The following is a 15,514-nucleotide window of genomic DNA, read 5'->3' on the forward strand; positions in this document are numbered from 1 at the left end:
CCGGGTTCAGCGCGCGCCTGCCGGTGCAGGCTTGCAGGTATAGACCAGTTTTTCGTTGGGCAACGGCGGCAGCGCGGCGCGGATCGCGTTTTGCGAATCGGCGAGCGCGGACTGCGCACCGGCATCGCCGTCGCATTGCCGGCCGTCGCGCGCGCCGCGCAGCCGACGCGCCTCCGCCATCTGTGCCGCGCTCAGCAGATAGCGGGTGTTGACATAGACGCCGCTTGCCGGGGTGAAATCGAGCACCGAGACGGTCTGCTCCTCATCGGGTACCAGCACCCGCTGCCAGCCGGTGCCGGCGCGGACATACTGGGTGCGGCCGTTGACGCAGCCATCCTCGCGCCAGTCGAGCTCGACGTCGCCGCTGGTCGAGACGGTCACCCGGCTGCGTTCGGGCTGGAGCGTGCAGATCAGCCGTCCCTGCGGCGTCGCCGCGACGGGGGCCGGCGCGGGTTCCGCCGGCTCGGGCACCGCGGCCGACGCGTCGAAATCGGGGCGAAGCAGGAACAGCGCGACCGCGCCGATCATCAGCACGCCGCCGCCCGCCGCGCTCCAGATCGCCGGGCGGCGGCGGCCGCGCGTCTCGAGCAGGCCGGCACCGCCGACCGCCATCGCGCCCAGCACGAGCAGCACCGCCGCGCCCGCGATGAAGTTCTCGCGCACTTCCTCGTTGCTGGCGCGCGCTTCCTCGATGGCCGCCTCGCGCTCCGACGCGGCGCGCGACAGGCGCGCGCGCTCGGCCGCGATCGCCTCGGCGGCGGCGCGCGCATCGGCGTCGCGGGTCTGGGCCAGCTGCTCCTCGATGCCGACGCACGTGCTCGCCACGGTCGCCACCTTCTGCCCCGCGCCGCGCAGGAATCCGGTAAGCTCGCTGTTGGCGACGGCGAAGCCGAAACCGGCATCGCCATCGTCGGCGCGGGTCAGCGCCGAGTTGACGCCCAGCACCCGGCCGCAGCGGTCGAGCAGCGGGCCCCCCGAATTGCCGCGCGCGATGTTCGCGGTGTGCAGGATCACCATCGTCCCCGCGAGCGTGCGCAGCCCGGAAAAATTGCCCTGGGTCCGCACCGGACTGACCGGCGTGATGAAGTCGGCCGCCGACCGGGCGGTGGCAAGGTCGACATTGCCCGGATAGCCGAGCGCCACCGCCTCGCTGCCGTCGCCGGGCGGGCCGGTGAACAGGGTAAGCGGGGGCAGTCCGGGGCCGTCGAATTCGATCAGCGCCAGGTCGCGCTCCGGATCGACCGCGATCAGCCGGCCCTGGAACGACTTGTCGCCTTCCGACGGCACCACGCCGATGACGACATTGCCGGGATAGCGCGCGGCGGCCTCCACGACATGGGCGTTGGTGACGATGCGATTGGGCGCGACGGCAAAGCCGCTGCCGTGACCGAAGCCGACGACTTCGTCGTCCATGACCGCGATCGTGACGATGCGCACCACCCCGCGCCCCGCCGCGGAGATGTCGTCGGCGCGCGCCGGCGGCGCGGCGAACAGCCCCGCCAGGCATAATGCCCCCGCAACGATCCAGGCATAGCAGCGCGACATTCGATCCTCCGACCCGTCCCCGTCGCCGCTTTCGGGCAAAGCGCGCCGCGGTTCAAGCGGTCGCAGGGGCATATCGGGCGTTCGCGTCCTCGTCCGGCCGGGCATGCGCCCGCACGGGGCCCGTCACTCCGCGATGAAGCGGCGGACGATGTCCTTGGCGACGCGGATCGGACGGCGGGTCGAGGCGTCGAGCGCGCACCAGCTGCTCTGCACTTCGGCGAGCACCTCTTCGCCGCGGCGAATGACCGTGGTGAAGAAGGCGCGTGCGCCCTCGACCCGCTCGGCGATCACGGTGGCGATCACGTCGTCTTCGAGGAAAGCCGGGCGGCGATAGGTGATTTCGTGCTTGAGCGCGACCCAGAGGTGGCGGGCCACTTCCTCCGCCGGCGCGACCTTTTCCCAATAGGCGACGACCGCGTCCTGCACCCAGCTCAGATACACCGCGTTGTTGACATGACCCATATGGTCGATGTCGCCGGGGGCGATCGAGACGCTGTGCCGGTGGGGAACCGCAATTTCGGGCATGTCCATGGCATGACCCTGCCGGACAAAGGTGTCAATCGGGTTAGCGGGAAATCAGCTCCGTTCGACCTCGCTGACCGCGTCGACCGCGCGCAGCCCGGCGATCAGCCGCATCAGATGCGTCGAATCGCGGACCTCCACGTCGATCGTGTTGGTGTGGAAGGTGGTATCGCGATTGTCCATGCGCAGGCCGAGGATGTTGGCCTTGTGCTGGCCGATGATGGTCGCCACCGTCCCCAGCGCGCCGGGTTCGTTCTTCAGCGTCACGTTGATCCGCGCCACGCCGCCTTCCGCCTTGTCGCCCCAGTTCAGGTCGACCCAGTCGGCGTCGCTCATGTCGCTCAGCACATGGCAGTCGATGGCATGGACCTCGATCCCCTCGCCGGGGCGGCGGATGCCGACGATGCGGTCGCCGGGCACCGGGCGGCAGCAGTCGGCAAGGTTGAAGGCGACGCCCGGCGTCAGCCCCTTGATGATGATCGCGTGGCGCTGCGGCGGGACGCCGGCATCGGCACCGCTCGCCGAACCGGGCATCAGCGCCTCCATGATGGTCGCGTCATCCCATTTCTGGCGGGCGATGGCCTCCATCAACGCGGTGTCGTCGGCGACCTTGAGCCGCCTGAGCGCATCCGCCAGCGCATCGTCGCCGAGCTTGGCGGGCAGGCGGTCGACGATGTCGTCGTAGAGCTTGCGGCCGAGCGCGACCCGCTCGTCGCGTTCCTTGTGCCGCAGGTGCCGGCGGATCGCGGCGCGCGCCTTGCCGGTGATCGCGAAGTTCAGCCAGTTCTCCCGCGGGCGCTGCGCCTTCGACCGCAGGATCTGGACCTGGTCGCCATTGGCGATCTCCTCGCGCAGCGGCACGACGCGGCCGTTGATCTTGGCCCCCACCGCCTGGTCGCCAAGGTCGGTATGGACGGCATAGGCGAAATCGATCGGGGTCGCGCCCTTGGGCAGCTGGATCAGCTCGCCCTTCGGCGTGAAGGCGAAGATGCGATCCTGGTACATCGCCATCTTGGTATGCTCGATCAGCTCTTCCGGGCTTTCGGCATTCTCAAGAATCTCGATGAGGTCGCGGATCCAGCGGACCTGGGTATCGGGGCGGACCGCGTCCTGCTTGTACGCCCAGTGCGCGGCCAGCCCGTATTCGGCCTGGGCGTGCATCTCGCGCGTGCGGATCTGCACCTCGATCCGCGTGTCGCCGGCATGGATGATGCTGGAATGGAGTGACCGGTAGCCGTTTCGCTTGGGCGTCGAGATATAGTCCTTGAACCGGCCGGGCACCATCGGCCAGCGGCGGTGGATGACGCCGAGCGCGCGATAGCATTCCTCCTCGGTCGCCACGATCGCGCGGAACGCCATGATATCGGACAGCTGCTCGAGGCTGATGTGACGCTCGGACATCTTGCGCCAGATCGAATAGGGGTGCTTCTCGCGTCCCGACACCTCCGCCTCGATGCCGCCGCGCGACAGCAGCGACCCGAGGCCGCTCGCGATCTTCGCGATCTTGTCGCCGCCGTCCTGCTTGAGCGATTCGAGCCGGCGGGTGACCGACTCATACGCTTCGGGTTCGAGCTGCTGAAAGGCGAGCGTCTGCATCTCCTTCATGAACTCGTACATGCCGATCCGCTCGGCGAGCGGGGCATAGATGTCCATCGTCTCACGCGCGATGCGGCGGCGCTTTTCCTCGTTCTTGATGTGATGGAGCGTGCGCATGTTGTGCAGCCGGTCGGCGAGCTTGACCAGCAGCACGCGGATGTCGTCCGACATGGCGAGCAGGAACTTGCGCAGATTCTCGGCCGCGCGCTCGCTTTCGGTCTGCGCCTCGATCTTGCTGAGCTTGGTCACGCCGTCGACCATGCGCGCGACGGCGGGGCCGAACTTGCTCAGAATCTCTTCCGGCGTGGCGACCGTGTCCTCGATGGTGTCGTGCAGGATCGCGGTCGCGATCGTCTCGTCATCGAGATGAAGATCGGTCAGGATGCCCGCCACCTCGATCGGATGGCTGAAATAGGGATCGCCGCTGGCGCGCTTCTGGCTGCCATGCGCCTGCATCGAAAAGACATAGGCGCGGTTGAGCAGGGCCTCGTCCGCAGACGGATCATAGCCCTTTACCCGTTCGACCAGTTCATATTGGCGCAACACCCGGCCAAGATTGGCCGGGTGCCGCTGCTTTGCAATATTTGTTTTTGCGGTTGCGTGGCCGCCGCGCGAATTACTTGGCGCGCGCGTTGCACTTTTCCATCGCGGCGGCGTCGAACGCCGAGCCGTTGGCGGTGAAGCTGGCGAGCTGGCCCATTTCCTTGGCCGCCAGTTCGCACATGACCTGGTCACGATTGCCGGCCTTCGGCGCGGCGCAGGTCGCACCGTCGCACTTCCACACAACCGAGCGGGTGACGAAGCTCGCCTCCGTCGGCGCGACGGCGGGAGTGGCGGTGTAATAGGACTTGGCGAGCGCCGGGGTGGCGCCGAGCACCAGGGCCGAACCGGCAAGCGTGAGAGCGAGCAGATGACGCATGAGGACCTCCATCGACGGCTGGGGAAGAAAGTTTCGATTCGCTACTTACAACGATGTCGTTAAAGCCTCGCGATATAAGTTGCAAGTAGAAACTTTTGCTGCGATGCAGTGTCTTTGTTGTTTTCATCCCGCGCCAAAAGCGGATAGAATAGAGGGCTATGGGTCATTCCGGATTGCGCGAGCCGCTCCGCGAGCTCGCCAATAACTGCAGCCTGCCGGCGGCGCTTGAAGCGATGGGTGAACGCTGGTCGTTCCTGATCCTGCGCGCGGCCTTCAACGGCCTGCATCATTTCGAGGAATATCAGTCGGAACTGGGTATCGCCCGCAACATCCTGGCCAACCGGCTGGCCCGGCTGGTCGGTCACGGCATTCTCGAGCGCCACGCGCTGCCCGAGGACCGGCGCAAGATCGCCTATTGCCTGACCGAAAAGGGCTTTGCGCTGCTGCCGACCATGGTCGCGCTGCGGCAATGGGGTGAGCGGTGGGAAACCGGCACGCCCGCGACGCCGATCCTGGTCGACAGCCGGGACATGAAGCCGATCGCACCGGTCGCAGTCCACGCGCATGACGGCCGGGTGCTCAGCAAGGAAGATCTGCTCTGGGCGCTTCCCGACGACGTGAACGGGCGGGGCGGGCTTTAGGAGCTCCGTTTCTCGACTTCGCTCGAAACGAACGGTCGGTGGCGAGTGAGCCGTTACAAGCCTTTAGGTGCACTCCCCCGCTCGTTTCGAGCGAAGTCGAGAAACGCAGATCGCTCAAGCCACCCGGGTGTCCAACGCCATCAGCGCCGCACGCACTTCGTCCGGGATCGGCGTTGCGCGGCCGGCGGCCAGATCGACATGCGCGCTGACGATCTCGATCACCGTATGCAGCGCACCCGTATCGGCGTGGACCAGCTCGACGCGCGTCGTCATGCTGGAATTGCCGATGCGGTCGATGCGCACCCACGCCTCGATCATGTCGTCGTAGCGGAAGGGCGCTTTGTACTGGACGGTCGCCTGCACGACGTTGAACTCGGCCTCGGTCCAGACCGGCCCGAGCGCGTCCATGCCGCTCCAGCGCCAGAACTCGGTGACCGCGACATCGGCATATTCGAGGTAGCGCGAGTTGAAGACGATCCTCTGCCCGTCGATCTCGGCATAACGGACGCGAAAGCGGGTGGAGAAGGCGAAGCCGGGACGGGTCATGGTGCGCGGCAGTGGCGCAGCTTGGCCGGGGAGGCAAGGGGCACCCAGAATGGTGAGAGGCCCCGGCCTCCGCCGGGGCGACGCCAAGCCCCGTCGTCCCGGCGAAGGCCGGGACCTTTGGCCGATACGCGCCGCGTCTCATCCCGCGTTGGCGGCCGGGGTGTTGACCCCCATCGACTGGAGATATTTGCGCACGTTGCGCGCCGCCTGGCGCAGCCGCTGTTCGTTCTCGACCATCGCGATGCGGACATGGCCCTCGCCATTTTCGCCATAGCCGACGCCCGGCGCGACCGCGACCTTGGCATGGGTAAGCAATTGCTTGGAAAATTCCAGGCTGCCGAGATGGGCAAGCGCCGGCGGCAGCGGGGCCCAGGCGAACATCGACGCGCGCGGCTGCGGAATGTCCCAGCCGGCGCGCGCAAAACATTCGACCAGCACGTCGCGGCGCTTGTGATAGAGCAGGCGGTTGGCCTCGACGATGTCCTGCGGGCCATTGAGCGCGGCGCACGCCGCCGCCTGGATCGGCGTGAACGCACCATAATCCAGATAGGATTTCACCCGCGTCATCGCCGCGATCAGCCGGGCATTGCCGACCGCGAAACCGATCCGCCAGCCGGCCATGCTATAGGTTTTGCTGAGTGACGTGAATTCGACCGCGACATCCTTGCCGCCCTTGACCTGCAGGATCGACGGGGTTGGATGGCCGTCATAGTAAAGCTCGGAATAGGCCAGGTCGGAGAGGATCCACAGCCCCTGGTCCTTCGCGAACGCGACCAGCCGCTCGTAAAAGGCGAGGTCGACCGTTTCGGCGGTCGGGTTGGAAGGATAATTGACCACCAGCACGCTCGGCCGCGGCACGGTGAACGCCATCGCGCGTTCCAGGCTTTCAAAATAGCGTTCGTCGGGCGTGGTCGGCACCGCGCGGATCGTGGCACCGGCCAGGATGAAGCCGAAGGTATGGATGGGATAGCTGGGGTTGGGCGCCAGCACGACGTCGCCCGGCGCGGTGATCGCGGTGGCGAGGCTCGCCAGCCCCTCCTTCGACCCCATCGTCACCACGACCTCGCGCTCGGGGTCGAGCTCGACCCCGAAGCGGCGGCCGTAATAATTGGCCTGAGCACGGCGAAGTCCGGGGATGCCCTTCGACTGCGAATAGCCGTGCGCGTCGGGCTTCTGCGCGACCTCGATCAGCTTGTCGATGACGTGGGCAGGCGGCGGCAGGTCGGGGTTGCCCATGCCCAGGTCGATGATGTCCTCACCGCCTGCGCGCGCCGCTGCCCGCATCGCATTCACTTCGGCGATGACATAGGGCGGAAGGCGCTTCATGCGGTAGAATTCGTCGGACATCATCCTGCTCTGCTTCGGGATACGGATCGTCGCTTTACGCGATCGTGCCGGCGCGTGGAATCATCTTTGAACGCAATTGGCCGGAAATGCGAAATATCCTGACGCGCGCAATGGCTGACGAAACGGATCCGACGGGGTAAGGTGGCAAAAAAGCGTGAGAGGCAAGGCCGATGGCGGACAACGAACCCAAGACCAGCACCACGCTGGAGGACCTGCAGCACTGGACCTATGTGCTCGGCCGCGCGCAGCAGATGATGCTGGAGCATGGGCATTACACGATGAGCACGACGCCGCTGTCCGCGATGACCGATCCGACCGCGTTCGCGCGCGCCAGCGCCGATTTCTGGGCGGATTCGATGCGGCTGTGGCAACGTTTCCTCGACCCCGGCCGCGCGCCTGCGTTCGAGGAGACACCGGAACAGGCGCGCGACAAGCGGTTCAAGGCACCGCAATGGCGCGAGGACCCGCTGTTCGACTTTCTGCGCCAGAGCTATTTCCTGATCGCCGACCACCTGCTCAAGAATGTCGAGGCGCTGCCGGGCATCGAGGGGAAGCAGAAGGAGCAGGTGCGTTTTGCCACCAAGGGCCTGATCGACGCGATCAGCCCGACCAACTTTCCCGCGACCAACCCGGTGGTGATCGAGCGGATCATCGAGACGCGCGGCGAGAACCTGCTGAAGGGGCTCGGCAACATGCTCGCCGACCTGGCGCGCGGGCAGGTGACGCATACTGACGCGACCGCGTTCGAGCTTGGCCGCAACATCGCGGTCACCCCGGGCAAGGTCGTGAAGCGCACGCCGCTCTATGAGCTCATCCAGTATTCGCCCACCACCGAAACGGTGTTCGAGACGCCGCTCGTCATCTTTCCGCCGTGGATCAACCGCTACTACATCCTCGACCTCACGCCCGAAAAGAGCTTCATCAAATGGGCGGTCGACCAGGGGCTGACGGTGTTCGTCGTGTCGTGGAAGTCGGCCGACGCGTCGATGAAGGATGTGACTTGGGCCGATTATGTCGAGCAGGGGCAGATCGACGCGATCGACACGGTGCGCGAACTGCTGGGCGTGCCGGGCGTCCACACCATCGGTTATTGCGTGGCGGGTACGACGCTGGCGGCGACGCTCGCGGTGCTGGCCGCGCGCGGCGAGGCGGAGAAGGTCAGGTCCGCAACCTATTTCACCGCGCAGGTCGATTTCAGCGAAGCCGGCGAGCTGAGCCTGTTCGTCGATGACGAGCAATTGCGGATGATCCAGTCGGCGGCGACGGACGGCTATCTGGACGGGCGCTATCTGGCCGCGACGTTTAACCTGCTGCGCGGGCGCGAGTTGATCTGGAACTATGTCACCAACAATTATCTGCTCGGCGACGACTATCCGCCCTTCGACCTGCTGCACTGGAACGCCGACGTCACCAACCTGCCGGCGCGCTGGCACCTCAGCTATCTGACCGACCTGTATCGCGACAACCGGCTGGTGGTGCCGGGCGCGCTGGAGATCAATGGCACGCCGATCGACCTATCGCGGATCGCGACGCCGACCTATATCCAGGCGGGTCGCGAGGACCATATCGCACCCGCCGCCAGCGTGTGGAAGCTGCAGACGCACCTGAAGGGTCCGGTCCGTTTCGTGCTGGCGGGATCGGGGCACATCGCCGGCGTGGTCAACCCGCCTGCTTCGGGCAAATACCAGTACTGGCTCAACCCGAACCCGACCGAAACGCTCGACGATTTCGTCGCCGGCGCGGTCGAGACCAAGGGGAGCTGGTGGCCCGACTGGATCGAATGGATCGCCGCCCAAGCGCCGAATCATGTTGCGGTGGCAAAGGCGCGCATACCCGGCAAGGGACGCCTGCCCGCACTCGACGACGCGCCGGGGATGTACGTGAAAGCTAGATGATCCCAACAGGTTAGATTGCAGCAATTTAACTTTGTTGCACTGCACAATAAACCCTTGCGAAGCCGGAAGTGCCACGCTATATGCTGCGCCGCAGCGACGTGTGTCCGTAACTTTCAGGAGTCGAGATGGCGAGCAAGGGTCCAGACCAGGGTGGCAAGAAGTCCGCCAGTCAGAAGCCGGCTGCCGGTGCCGGCAAGCCGGTGGCGAGCGCGGTGAAGACGACGGCGCCGGCTAACCCGGCAAAGGCCCCGCCCGCGGTCGCGTCAACGCCGGTCGCGTCAACTCCGGTCGCGCCCGCGGCGCCGAAGGCTCCGGCGCCCGCGCCGATGGCCAAGGTCGCCAAGCCTGCGCCTGTTGCCGCCAAGCCGGTGCCGCCGGTCGCCGCGGCCAAGATCGAGGCGCCGGTCAAGGCGCCCGTGTCCGCGAAGCCCGTCACCCCGACGGCGCTGCCCAAGGCAGCGTCGCCGGCTCCGGTCGTCAACCCGCCGGTCGAGGCTGCGGCCTCGGCGTCGATTCCGGCGATTGCGGTCGGCACATCAGATCATCCGGCGGAAACCGCCACCCCCGAAAAGTCCGTTGAGAAGGAACGCACCATCATGACCACCATCGAAAACACCATGCACAAGACCCAGACCATGTTCACCGACATGAACGACCGCGCCAAGCAGGCGATGGAAAAGAACGCCAAGCTGGTCGAGGAAATGAACGAGCTGGCCAAGGGCAATGTCGAAGCGGTCGTCGAATCGACCCGCATCGCCGCCAAGGGCATGGAAACGCTGGGCCAGGAAGCCGCCGAGTTCAGCCGCAAGTCGTTCGAGCAGGCGAGCGCGATGATGAAGTCGCTGGCCGCCGCCAAGTCGCCGACCGAATTCATGAAGGTCCAGAGCGACTTCTTCCGCACCTCGTTCGACACCTATGTCGCCGAAGCGTCGAAGCACACCGAAGCGATGCTGAAGCTGGCCGGCGACGCCGCCCAGCCGATCTCGAGCCGCGTTGCGGTCGCCGCCGAGAAGATCAAGGTCGCGGCCTGATCTTTCGCGCGAAAGTGTAGCGTAAAATGAGGGGCGGTCGCGCGATGCGGCCGCCCCTTTTTTTGGCGGCGTGCATGATGCGCGGCATCCCGCGCCCGGCCGGGCGGATCGCCCTAAAAGGCGTGTCCGACTGCGACCCCCAGCACCACCGCATCCTCGGCGTCCGAAAAGTCATAATGCGCCTGCGGTGACAGGGTGAAACCGCCGCCCAGTTCGAATTCGTAGAGCGCGCCGAGCCGGACGACGAACGCCGTCGCGCCCTCGGCGAATTCGACGCCGGGACCGGTCTGGATGGCCAGCCCCCGCCACAGATGGATGTCGGCGGTCGCGAGCAATGTGGTCGAATCGAGTGGCCCGAAGGCACGCTCCGCCACCGCACCCAGCCCGATGCGCTCGCTTACCCGATATTCGTAATCGAGCCCCAGCGTGAAGGCGCTGTCGCTTTCGTCTTCGTCGAGGATCGTCGCGCCCGCGATGACCGACAGGTGATGCCGGCCCGCATCATCGACGACGCGCGCCTGAGCCGTCGCCGGCCGGGGCGAGGTGGCGCAGGACAGGGTGGCGAGGGCCGCGAGGGTCAGAAGGCGCGTTCGCATCATGGCGAGGGCATAGCCGAGGCGCGGTCGGGCATTCTTTTAGAATGGCGCGGTGATTGTCGGCGCCGCGCACAGGCTCGACCCTTTGTCCAAAGCCTTGCGGGTGGCATTCTGTTCGATCGCCGGCTCCGTCACGCCTCAGCGATGGTTCGCGCCATCGCGCTGGCCGCCTCCGCGCAAAGTCGCGCGTAGAGGCGGACGAATCGGTCTGGATGCGAACCGCGGTGCTCTGGATGCGGACCAGGCAGATATCCGCAGTTTCGAGGCGGCGATTTCGAGGCGGCGATGATTTAGGTGCTGCACGGCGGGCCTGGCATTGGACGAATCCCGGCGCGCATGCCCGTTTCTTGCCCCGGCCGGCCTTTTTCGGCGGCGCTTGCCCCTTGCCCTTGGCCCGGTCGATGCCATATTTTGTGCCAACGATGGCAGAGCATCTCCCGACCCCCATTTCGATGGCCGAAGACAAGGACGATGAGGGCGGCGGCAACTCATTGGGTGTCGCCACGCGTACGCGCGCCAAGACCAAGAAGCCGACACCCTATCGCGTCCTGATGCTCAACGACGATTATACGCCGATGGAGTTTGTCGTCCTCGTCCTCCAGCGGTTCTTCCGCATGGACATGGAGGAGGCGACCCGCGTGATGCTCCACGTTCACCAGCGCGGCGTCGGGGTGTGCGGCGTGTTCAGCTACGAAGTCGCCGAGACCAAGGTCAGCCAGGTGATCGATTTCGCCCGACAGAACCAGCACCCGCTGCAGTGCACGCTCGAAAAGGCCTGATCGGCTGACCTTCAGTTCGGGTCGGGCAGCCAGTCGAGCCGCAGGCCCTGGTACCGGTCGACATAATCCGACGCATCGGCCAGTGCGGCGGCATCACGCAAGGTGACGCGACTGCCCTCGCGCGCGATCAACCCCTCGCGCTCCAGCTGACGCAGCATCCGGTTGACGTGAACCGAGGTCAGCCCGGTCGCGTCGCCGATCTCCTCCTGGGTCAAGGCGAGCGTGAAGCTGTCGCCGATCGACGAATCGGTTGTGCGCATCCGATTGCGCCATTCGAGCAGGAGCGCGCCGACCCGTGCCTTGGCCGAGGTGCGGCCGAGCATCGCCAGTCGGTCGGTCAGCGCGACGCGCTCGACCTGGTTGACGACGAGCAGGAGCGCGGCGAGCCGGGGATGCGAGGCGACCAAAGCCGACAGCGCCGCCCGCTCGAACGGGCAGACGACGCAGTCGGAGAGTGCGCAGATGCTTTCCGGCGCGGTGTCATAGATCATCGCCGACACGCCGAGCACGTCGCCCGGAAAGAAGAAGCGCAGGATCTGGCGGCTGCCGTCCGACATCAGGGCGTAGCTCATCATCAGCCCCTTGCGCAGCACGAACATCTCGGCGCTCGGCTCGTTCTCGCGCTGCACGAACGCGCCGCGCCGGATGTCGCGACGATGCTCCTCCAGCCGCTCGAGCGCGGTGCGCTCGCCCGGCGTGAGTGCGACGAGATTTCCCAGCACTTCCGCGAAACAACTCCCCGAAGCCGTCACAAACGCCCCCTCTTCTCGCTTCGCAAAAGCATTGGTTCGCGATCGTCGCATTAAAGTGGGTTAATCGCCAGACGCCCGTCGCGAATGTGACAAGATCGACCGTGCTCTTGTGTCGTCCCGCACATTCTTTAGTAACCCCGCGATGGACCGTATCCTCATCCGCGGCGGTAACCGCCTGACCGGCCGAATCGCCATTTCAGGCGCAAAGAACGCGGCGCTCACGCTGATGCCCTGCGCGCTGCTGACCGACGAGCCGCTGACGCTGCGCAACCTGCCGCGGCTCGCCGACGTCGACGGTTTCGGCCACCTGCTCAACCAGCTGGGCGTGTCGACCATGGTCGAGGGCGCGCACCCGACCGATTTCGGGCGTGTGATGACGATGCGCGCGGCGCGGCTGACATCGACCGTCGCGCCCTACGACATCGTGCGCAAGATGCGCGCGTCGATCCTGGTGCTGGGGCCGCTGGTCGGACGTGCGGGGGAGGCGACGGTGTCGCTGCCCGGCGGCTGCGCGATCGGCAACCGTCCGATCGACCTGCACCTGAAGGCGCTGGAGGCGCTGGGCGCGGAAATCGAGCTGGCCGCGGGCTATGTGAAGGCGACCGCGCCGGGCGGGCGACTGCCGGGCGGGCGAGTGACCTTTCCGATCGTGTCGGTCGGCGCGACCGAGAATGCGCTGATGGCCGCCGTGACCGCGCATGGCGGGTCGGTGATCGAGAATGCGGCGCGCGAACCCGAAATCGTCGACCTGTGCCGCTGCCTGGTCGCGATGGGCGCGTCGATCAGCGGCATCGGGACGGAGACGCTGGAGATCGAGGGGCGCGACCGGCTGCACGGTGCGACCTATCGCGTCATGCCCGACCGGATCGAAGCGGGCAGCTATGCCTGTGCCGCTGCAATCACCGGCGGCGCGCTCGACCTGGTGGGCGCCGAGCCGGCGGACATGCGCGCAACCATCGCCGCGCTGGTCGAGGCGGGCGTGACGGTGGAGCCGCGCGGCGATGCGTTGCATGTCGCCGCCAGCAACGGCATCGGGCCGCTGACGCTGTCGACCGCGCCCTATCCGGGGTTCGCCACCGACATGCAGGCGCAGTTCATGGCGATGCTTTGCAAGGGCAAGGGTGCCAGCGTGCTGACCGAAACGATTTTCGAGAACCGCTACATGCACGTGCCCGAGCTGGCGCGGATGGGCGCGGACATCACGGTCAAGGGACGCTCGGCGGTGGTGCGCGGCGTCGACCGGCTGGTGGGTGCGCCGGTGATGGCGACGGATTTGCGCGCGTCGATGAGCCTGATCCTTGCGGGATTGGCGGCGGAGGGTGAGACCCAGGTCAGCCGCGTCTATCACCTCGACCGCGGCTATGAGCGGCTGGAGGAAAAGCTCCAGGCGGTCGGTGCGGACATCGAGCGGGTTGGCGATGGGTGAACGCCCGGCCGGCGGATAAGGGTAATCGCGCGAAGGCGCAAACGCGCGAAGGGGTTTTTCTCGCGGAGGCGCAGAGGACGCCGAGACGCTGAAATTCCGTGCGTCGCCCCGGCGTAGGCCGGGGCCTTTAGCCATTTATGCGCCCGCCCGCGGGCAGTGAGGTTCGATCCCGGATAACCCAGAGGCCCCGGCCTACGCCGGTGCGACGCAGATGGATATGCGTTCGACCACGCCTTTGCGCGATCCCCGTCTCCGCGTCCTCCGCGTCTCCGCGTGAACCTCCCGTTCGCGCCTTCGCGCCTTCGCGCGATTGACCTTCTGGCCTACGCCGTCCGTTCCGGCACTTCGGCGGCGTCCTGGGCGATGACGCTGTCGGGGGCCATCGCCTCCCACGGGAAGATGAACCAGTCCTTGGTCACCGCGCGGTCGATGGTGCGGGCGGCATATTCAACGCGCTGGCCGGAGCGGATATTGTCGAGCAGGGTGGCGAAGCGCACATGGTCCATCACCGCCCCCTTGGCGGCCAGCCGCGCGCGCAGCCGGGCGATCGTCCCGCCCGTATCATTGATGTCGTCGAGGAACAGCAGCGTCTCGCCCTCGCGGGTGCGTGCCGCCAGCCGGTCGAGCGGGGCTTCGGAAAAATCCTCGACCTTCGACGAATAATCGACTGACAGCGTGGCGAGGCCCGTCGCGTGGCTGAGATAGACGCCGGGGGCGAGCCCGCCGCGGCCGATGCCGATGATGAAGTCGGGTCGCCAGTCGCCCGCCATCAGCGCGTTCGCCAGCGTGCGGACCAGCGCGGCGAACTCGTCATGCGGGATGGGCGTAAAAACGGGCATCAGGCGTGCGCCGATGCATAGGCGTCGATCGCGGCGAGATGGCGGTCGACGTCCGCGGGGTCGAGGAAGCTGCCGGTGAAGCTGTTGCGGGCGAGCTGGACGAGCGCGGCACGGTCGAGCCCGCGCGCTTCGGCCACCGCACGGTAGTTATCGGCGACATAGCCGCCGAAATAGGCCGGATCGTCCGAATTGATCGTGGCGCGGAGGCCCGCGGCGAGCATCCGGTCGATCGGATGATCCTCCAGCCGGTCGACGACGCAGAGCTTGTGGTTGGACAAGGGACAGACGGTCAGCGTCATGCCGTCGCGCGCCAGCCGCTCGACCAGTTCAGCGTCCTCGAGGCTGCGATTGCCATGGTCCAGCCGGTCGATGTGGAGCAGGTCGAGCGCCTGGCGGACATAATCGGGTGGCCCTTCCTCGCCGGCATGGGCGACGCGCTTGAGGCCGAGTCCTGCGGCGGCGGCGAAGACGCGCGCAAACTTCTCCGGCGGGTGACCCAGCTCCGACGAGTCGAGGCCCACGGCGGCGATGTGCGACAGCCACGGCTTCGCCTGTTCGAGCGTCACGAACGCATCCGCCTCGTCGAGATGGCGCAGGAAGCACAGGATCAGGCGTGACGTGATGCCGTGCGTTGCCTGCGCCTCGGCACAGGCGGACAGCAGCCCGCGAATCACCGTGTCGAACGCGATGCCGCGCGCGGTGTGCGTCTGGGGATCGAACATCAGCTCGGCATGCACGACGCCGTCGCGCGCCACCCGGTCGAAATAGGCCATCGCCAGGTCGTGGAAATCACGCTCGGTGATCAGCACGCCCGCGCCCTGGTAATAGATGTCGAGAAAGTCCTGGAGCCGGGTGAAGCTGTAGGCGGCGCGCACCTCCTCCACGCTGGCGAACGGGATTGCCACACCGTTGCGCGCGGCGAGTTCGAACATCAGCTCGGGCTCGAGGCTCCCCTCGATGTGCAGGTGCAGTTCGGCCTTTGGCAGGCCGGCGATGAAGGCGTCGAGATCGGACATGCAGCGACTGTGCTGCATCGCGGCGGGGGCGTCAAATGGCGGTGGAGCAGGACAGATGCCAAGC

The 15,514-nt window shown here is 66.7% G+C and carries 15 protein-coding genes; 5 read left to right on the top strand and 10 right to left on the bottom strand.

The window, feature by feature from the left end; genetic code table 11:
- Nucleotides 1-6: 6 nt before the first annotated feature.
- From GO308_RS01630 to GO308_RS01645, 4 genes are all read right to left on the bottom strand, one after another.
- Complete coding sequence (locus tag GO308_RS01630; RefSeq protein WP_240883624.1) at nucleotides 7-1,545, bottom strand: trypsin-like peptidase domain-containing protein; 1,539 nt, start codon at nucleotides 1,543-1,545, stop codon at nucleotides 7-9.
- A 123-nt stretch (nucleotides 1,546-1,668) separates the two neighbouring features.
- Entirely contained in the window at nucleotides 1,669-2,070 is a 402-nt protein-coding gene (locus GO308_RS01635; protein WP_066480628.1) for a thioesterase family protein, read from the bottom strand.
- A 51-nt stretch (nucleotides 2,071-2,121) separates the two neighbouring features.
- Nucleotides 2,122-4,209 (bottom strand): bifunctional (p)ppGpp synthetase/guanosine-3',5'-bis(diphosphate) 3'-pyrophosphohydrolase, encoded by a 2,088-nt coding sequence (locus tag GO308_RS01640; RefSeq protein ID WP_066480480.1) that lies wholly within the window; start codon nucleotides 4,207-4,209, stop codon nucleotides 2,122-2,124.
- Between the two features lie 70 nt (nucleotides 4,210-4,279).
- Nucleotides 4,280-4,582 (bottom strand): hypothetical protein, encoded by a 303-nt coding sequence (locus tag GO308_RS01645; RefSeq protein ID WP_082730969.1) that lies wholly within the window; start codon nucleotides 4,580-4,582, stop codon nucleotides 4,280-4,282.
- Nucleotides 4,583-4,740: 158 nt separating this feature from the next.
- Here GO308_RS01645 and GO308_RS01650 point away from each other — a divergent pair, with 158 nt between their 5' ends.
- Nucleotides 4,741-5,223: a helix-turn-helix domain-containing protein gene (locus GO308_RS01650; RefSeq protein ID WP_066480483.1), complete on the top strand. Its 483-nt coding sequence runs from the start codon at nucleotides 4,741-4,743 to the stop codon at nucleotides 5,221-5,223.
- A 114-nt stretch (nucleotides 5,224-5,337) separates the two neighbouring features.
- Here the strand turns inward: GO308_RS01650 and GO308_RS01655 are convergent, their stop codons facing one another.
- Together GO308_RS01655 and GO308_RS01660 are read right to left on the bottom strand one after the other, a co-directional pair.
- Nucleotides 5,338-5,769: a thioesterase family protein gene (locus GO308_RS01655; RefSeq protein ID WP_066480484.1), complete on the bottom strand. Its 432-nt coding sequence runs from the start codon at nucleotides 5,767-5,769 to the stop codon at nucleotides 5,338-5,340.
- Nucleotides 5,770-5,907: 138 nt separating this feature from the next.
- Nucleotides 5,908-7,116 (bottom strand): LL-diaminopimelate aminotransferase, encoded by a 1,209-nt coding sequence (locus GO308_RS01660; protein WP_240883625.1) that lies wholly within the window; start codon nucleotides 7,114-7,116, stop codon nucleotides 5,908-5,910.
- A gap of 170 nt (nucleotides 7,117-7,286) precedes the next feature.
- Here GO308_RS01660 and phaC point away from each other — a divergent pair, with 170 nt between their 5' ends.
- Nucleotides 7,287-9,011: a class I poly(R)-hydroxyalkanoic acid synthase gene (phaC, locus tag GO308_RS01665; protein ID WP_066480485.1), complete on the top strand. Its 1,725-nt coding sequence runs from the start codon at nucleotides 7,287-7,289 to the stop codon at nucleotides 9,009-9,011.
- Between the two features lie 125 nt (nucleotides 9,012-9,136).
- Nucleotides 9,137-10,042 (top strand): TIGR01841 family phasin, encoded by a 906-nt coding sequence (phaP, locus tag GO308_RS01670; RefSeq protein WP_240883626.1) that lies wholly within the window; start codon nucleotides 9,137-9,139, stop codon nucleotides 10,040-10,042.
- Between the two features lie 113 nt (nucleotides 10,043-10,155).
- Here phaP and GO308_RS01675 read toward each other — a convergent pair whose 3' ends face one another.
- The gene (locus GO308_RS01675; RefSeq protein WP_156437757.1) at nucleotides 10,156-10,638 is read right to left on the bottom strand and encodes a hypothetical protein; all 483 of its coding nucleotides are present in this window, start codon (nucleotides 10,636-10,638) and stop codon (nucleotides 10,156-10,158) included.
- A 422-nt stretch (nucleotides 10,639-11,060) separates the two neighbouring features.
- On the opposite strand from GO308_RS01675, the gene clpS reads away from it, so the two are divergent.
- A complete protein-coding gene (gene clpS / locus GO308_RS01680; protein ID WP_066480632.1) occupies nucleotides 11,061-11,417 on the top strand; it encodes an ATP-dependent Clp protease adapter ClpS in 357 nt (118 codons plus the stop codon).
- An 11-nt stretch (nucleotides 11,418-11,428) separates the two neighbouring features.
- Here clpS and GO308_RS01685 read toward each other — a convergent pair whose 3' ends face one another.
- Nucleotides 11,429-12,136, bottom strand: coding sequence for a Crp/Fnr family transcriptional regulator (locus GO308_RS01685; protein WP_231726513.1), 708 nt, complete (start codon nucleotides 12,134-12,136; stop codon nucleotides 11,429-11,431).
- Nucleotides 12,137-12,311: 175 nt separating this feature from the next.
- Here GO308_RS01685 and murA point away from each other — a divergent pair, with 175 nt between their 5' ends.
- The gene (gene murA / locus GO308_RS01690) at nucleotides 12,312-13,595 is read left to right on the top strand and encodes a UDP-N-acetylglucosamine 1-carboxyvinyltransferase (RefSeq protein WP_066549091.1); all 1,284 of its coding nucleotides are present in this window, start codon (nucleotides 12,312-12,314) and stop codon (nucleotides 13,593-13,595) included.
- Between the two features lie 323 nt (nucleotides 13,596-13,918).
- On the opposite strand, the gene GO308_RS01695 is transcribed toward murA, so the two are convergent.
- Nucleotides 13,919-14,434: a phosphoribosyltransferase family protein gene (locus tag GO308_RS01695; RefSeq protein ID WP_066549092.1), complete on the bottom strand. Its 516-nt coding sequence runs from the start codon at nucleotides 14,432-14,434 to the stop codon at nucleotides 13,919-13,921.
- A complete protein-coding gene (locus GO308_RS01700) occupies nucleotides 14,434-15,450 on the bottom strand; it encodes an adenosine deaminase (RefSeq protein ID WP_066480493.1) in 1,017 nt (338 codons plus the stop codon). Before GO308_RS01700 ends, GO308_RS01695 begins: the two co-directional genes overlap by 1 nt.
- Nucleotides 15,451-15,514 lie beyond the last annotated feature (64 nt).

This window comes from Sphingomonas sp. SFZ2018-12, assembly GCF_022496715.1.
Classification (GTDB): domain Bacteria; phylum Pseudomonadota; class Alphaproteobacteria; order Sphingomonadales; family Sphingomonadaceae; genus Sphingomonas.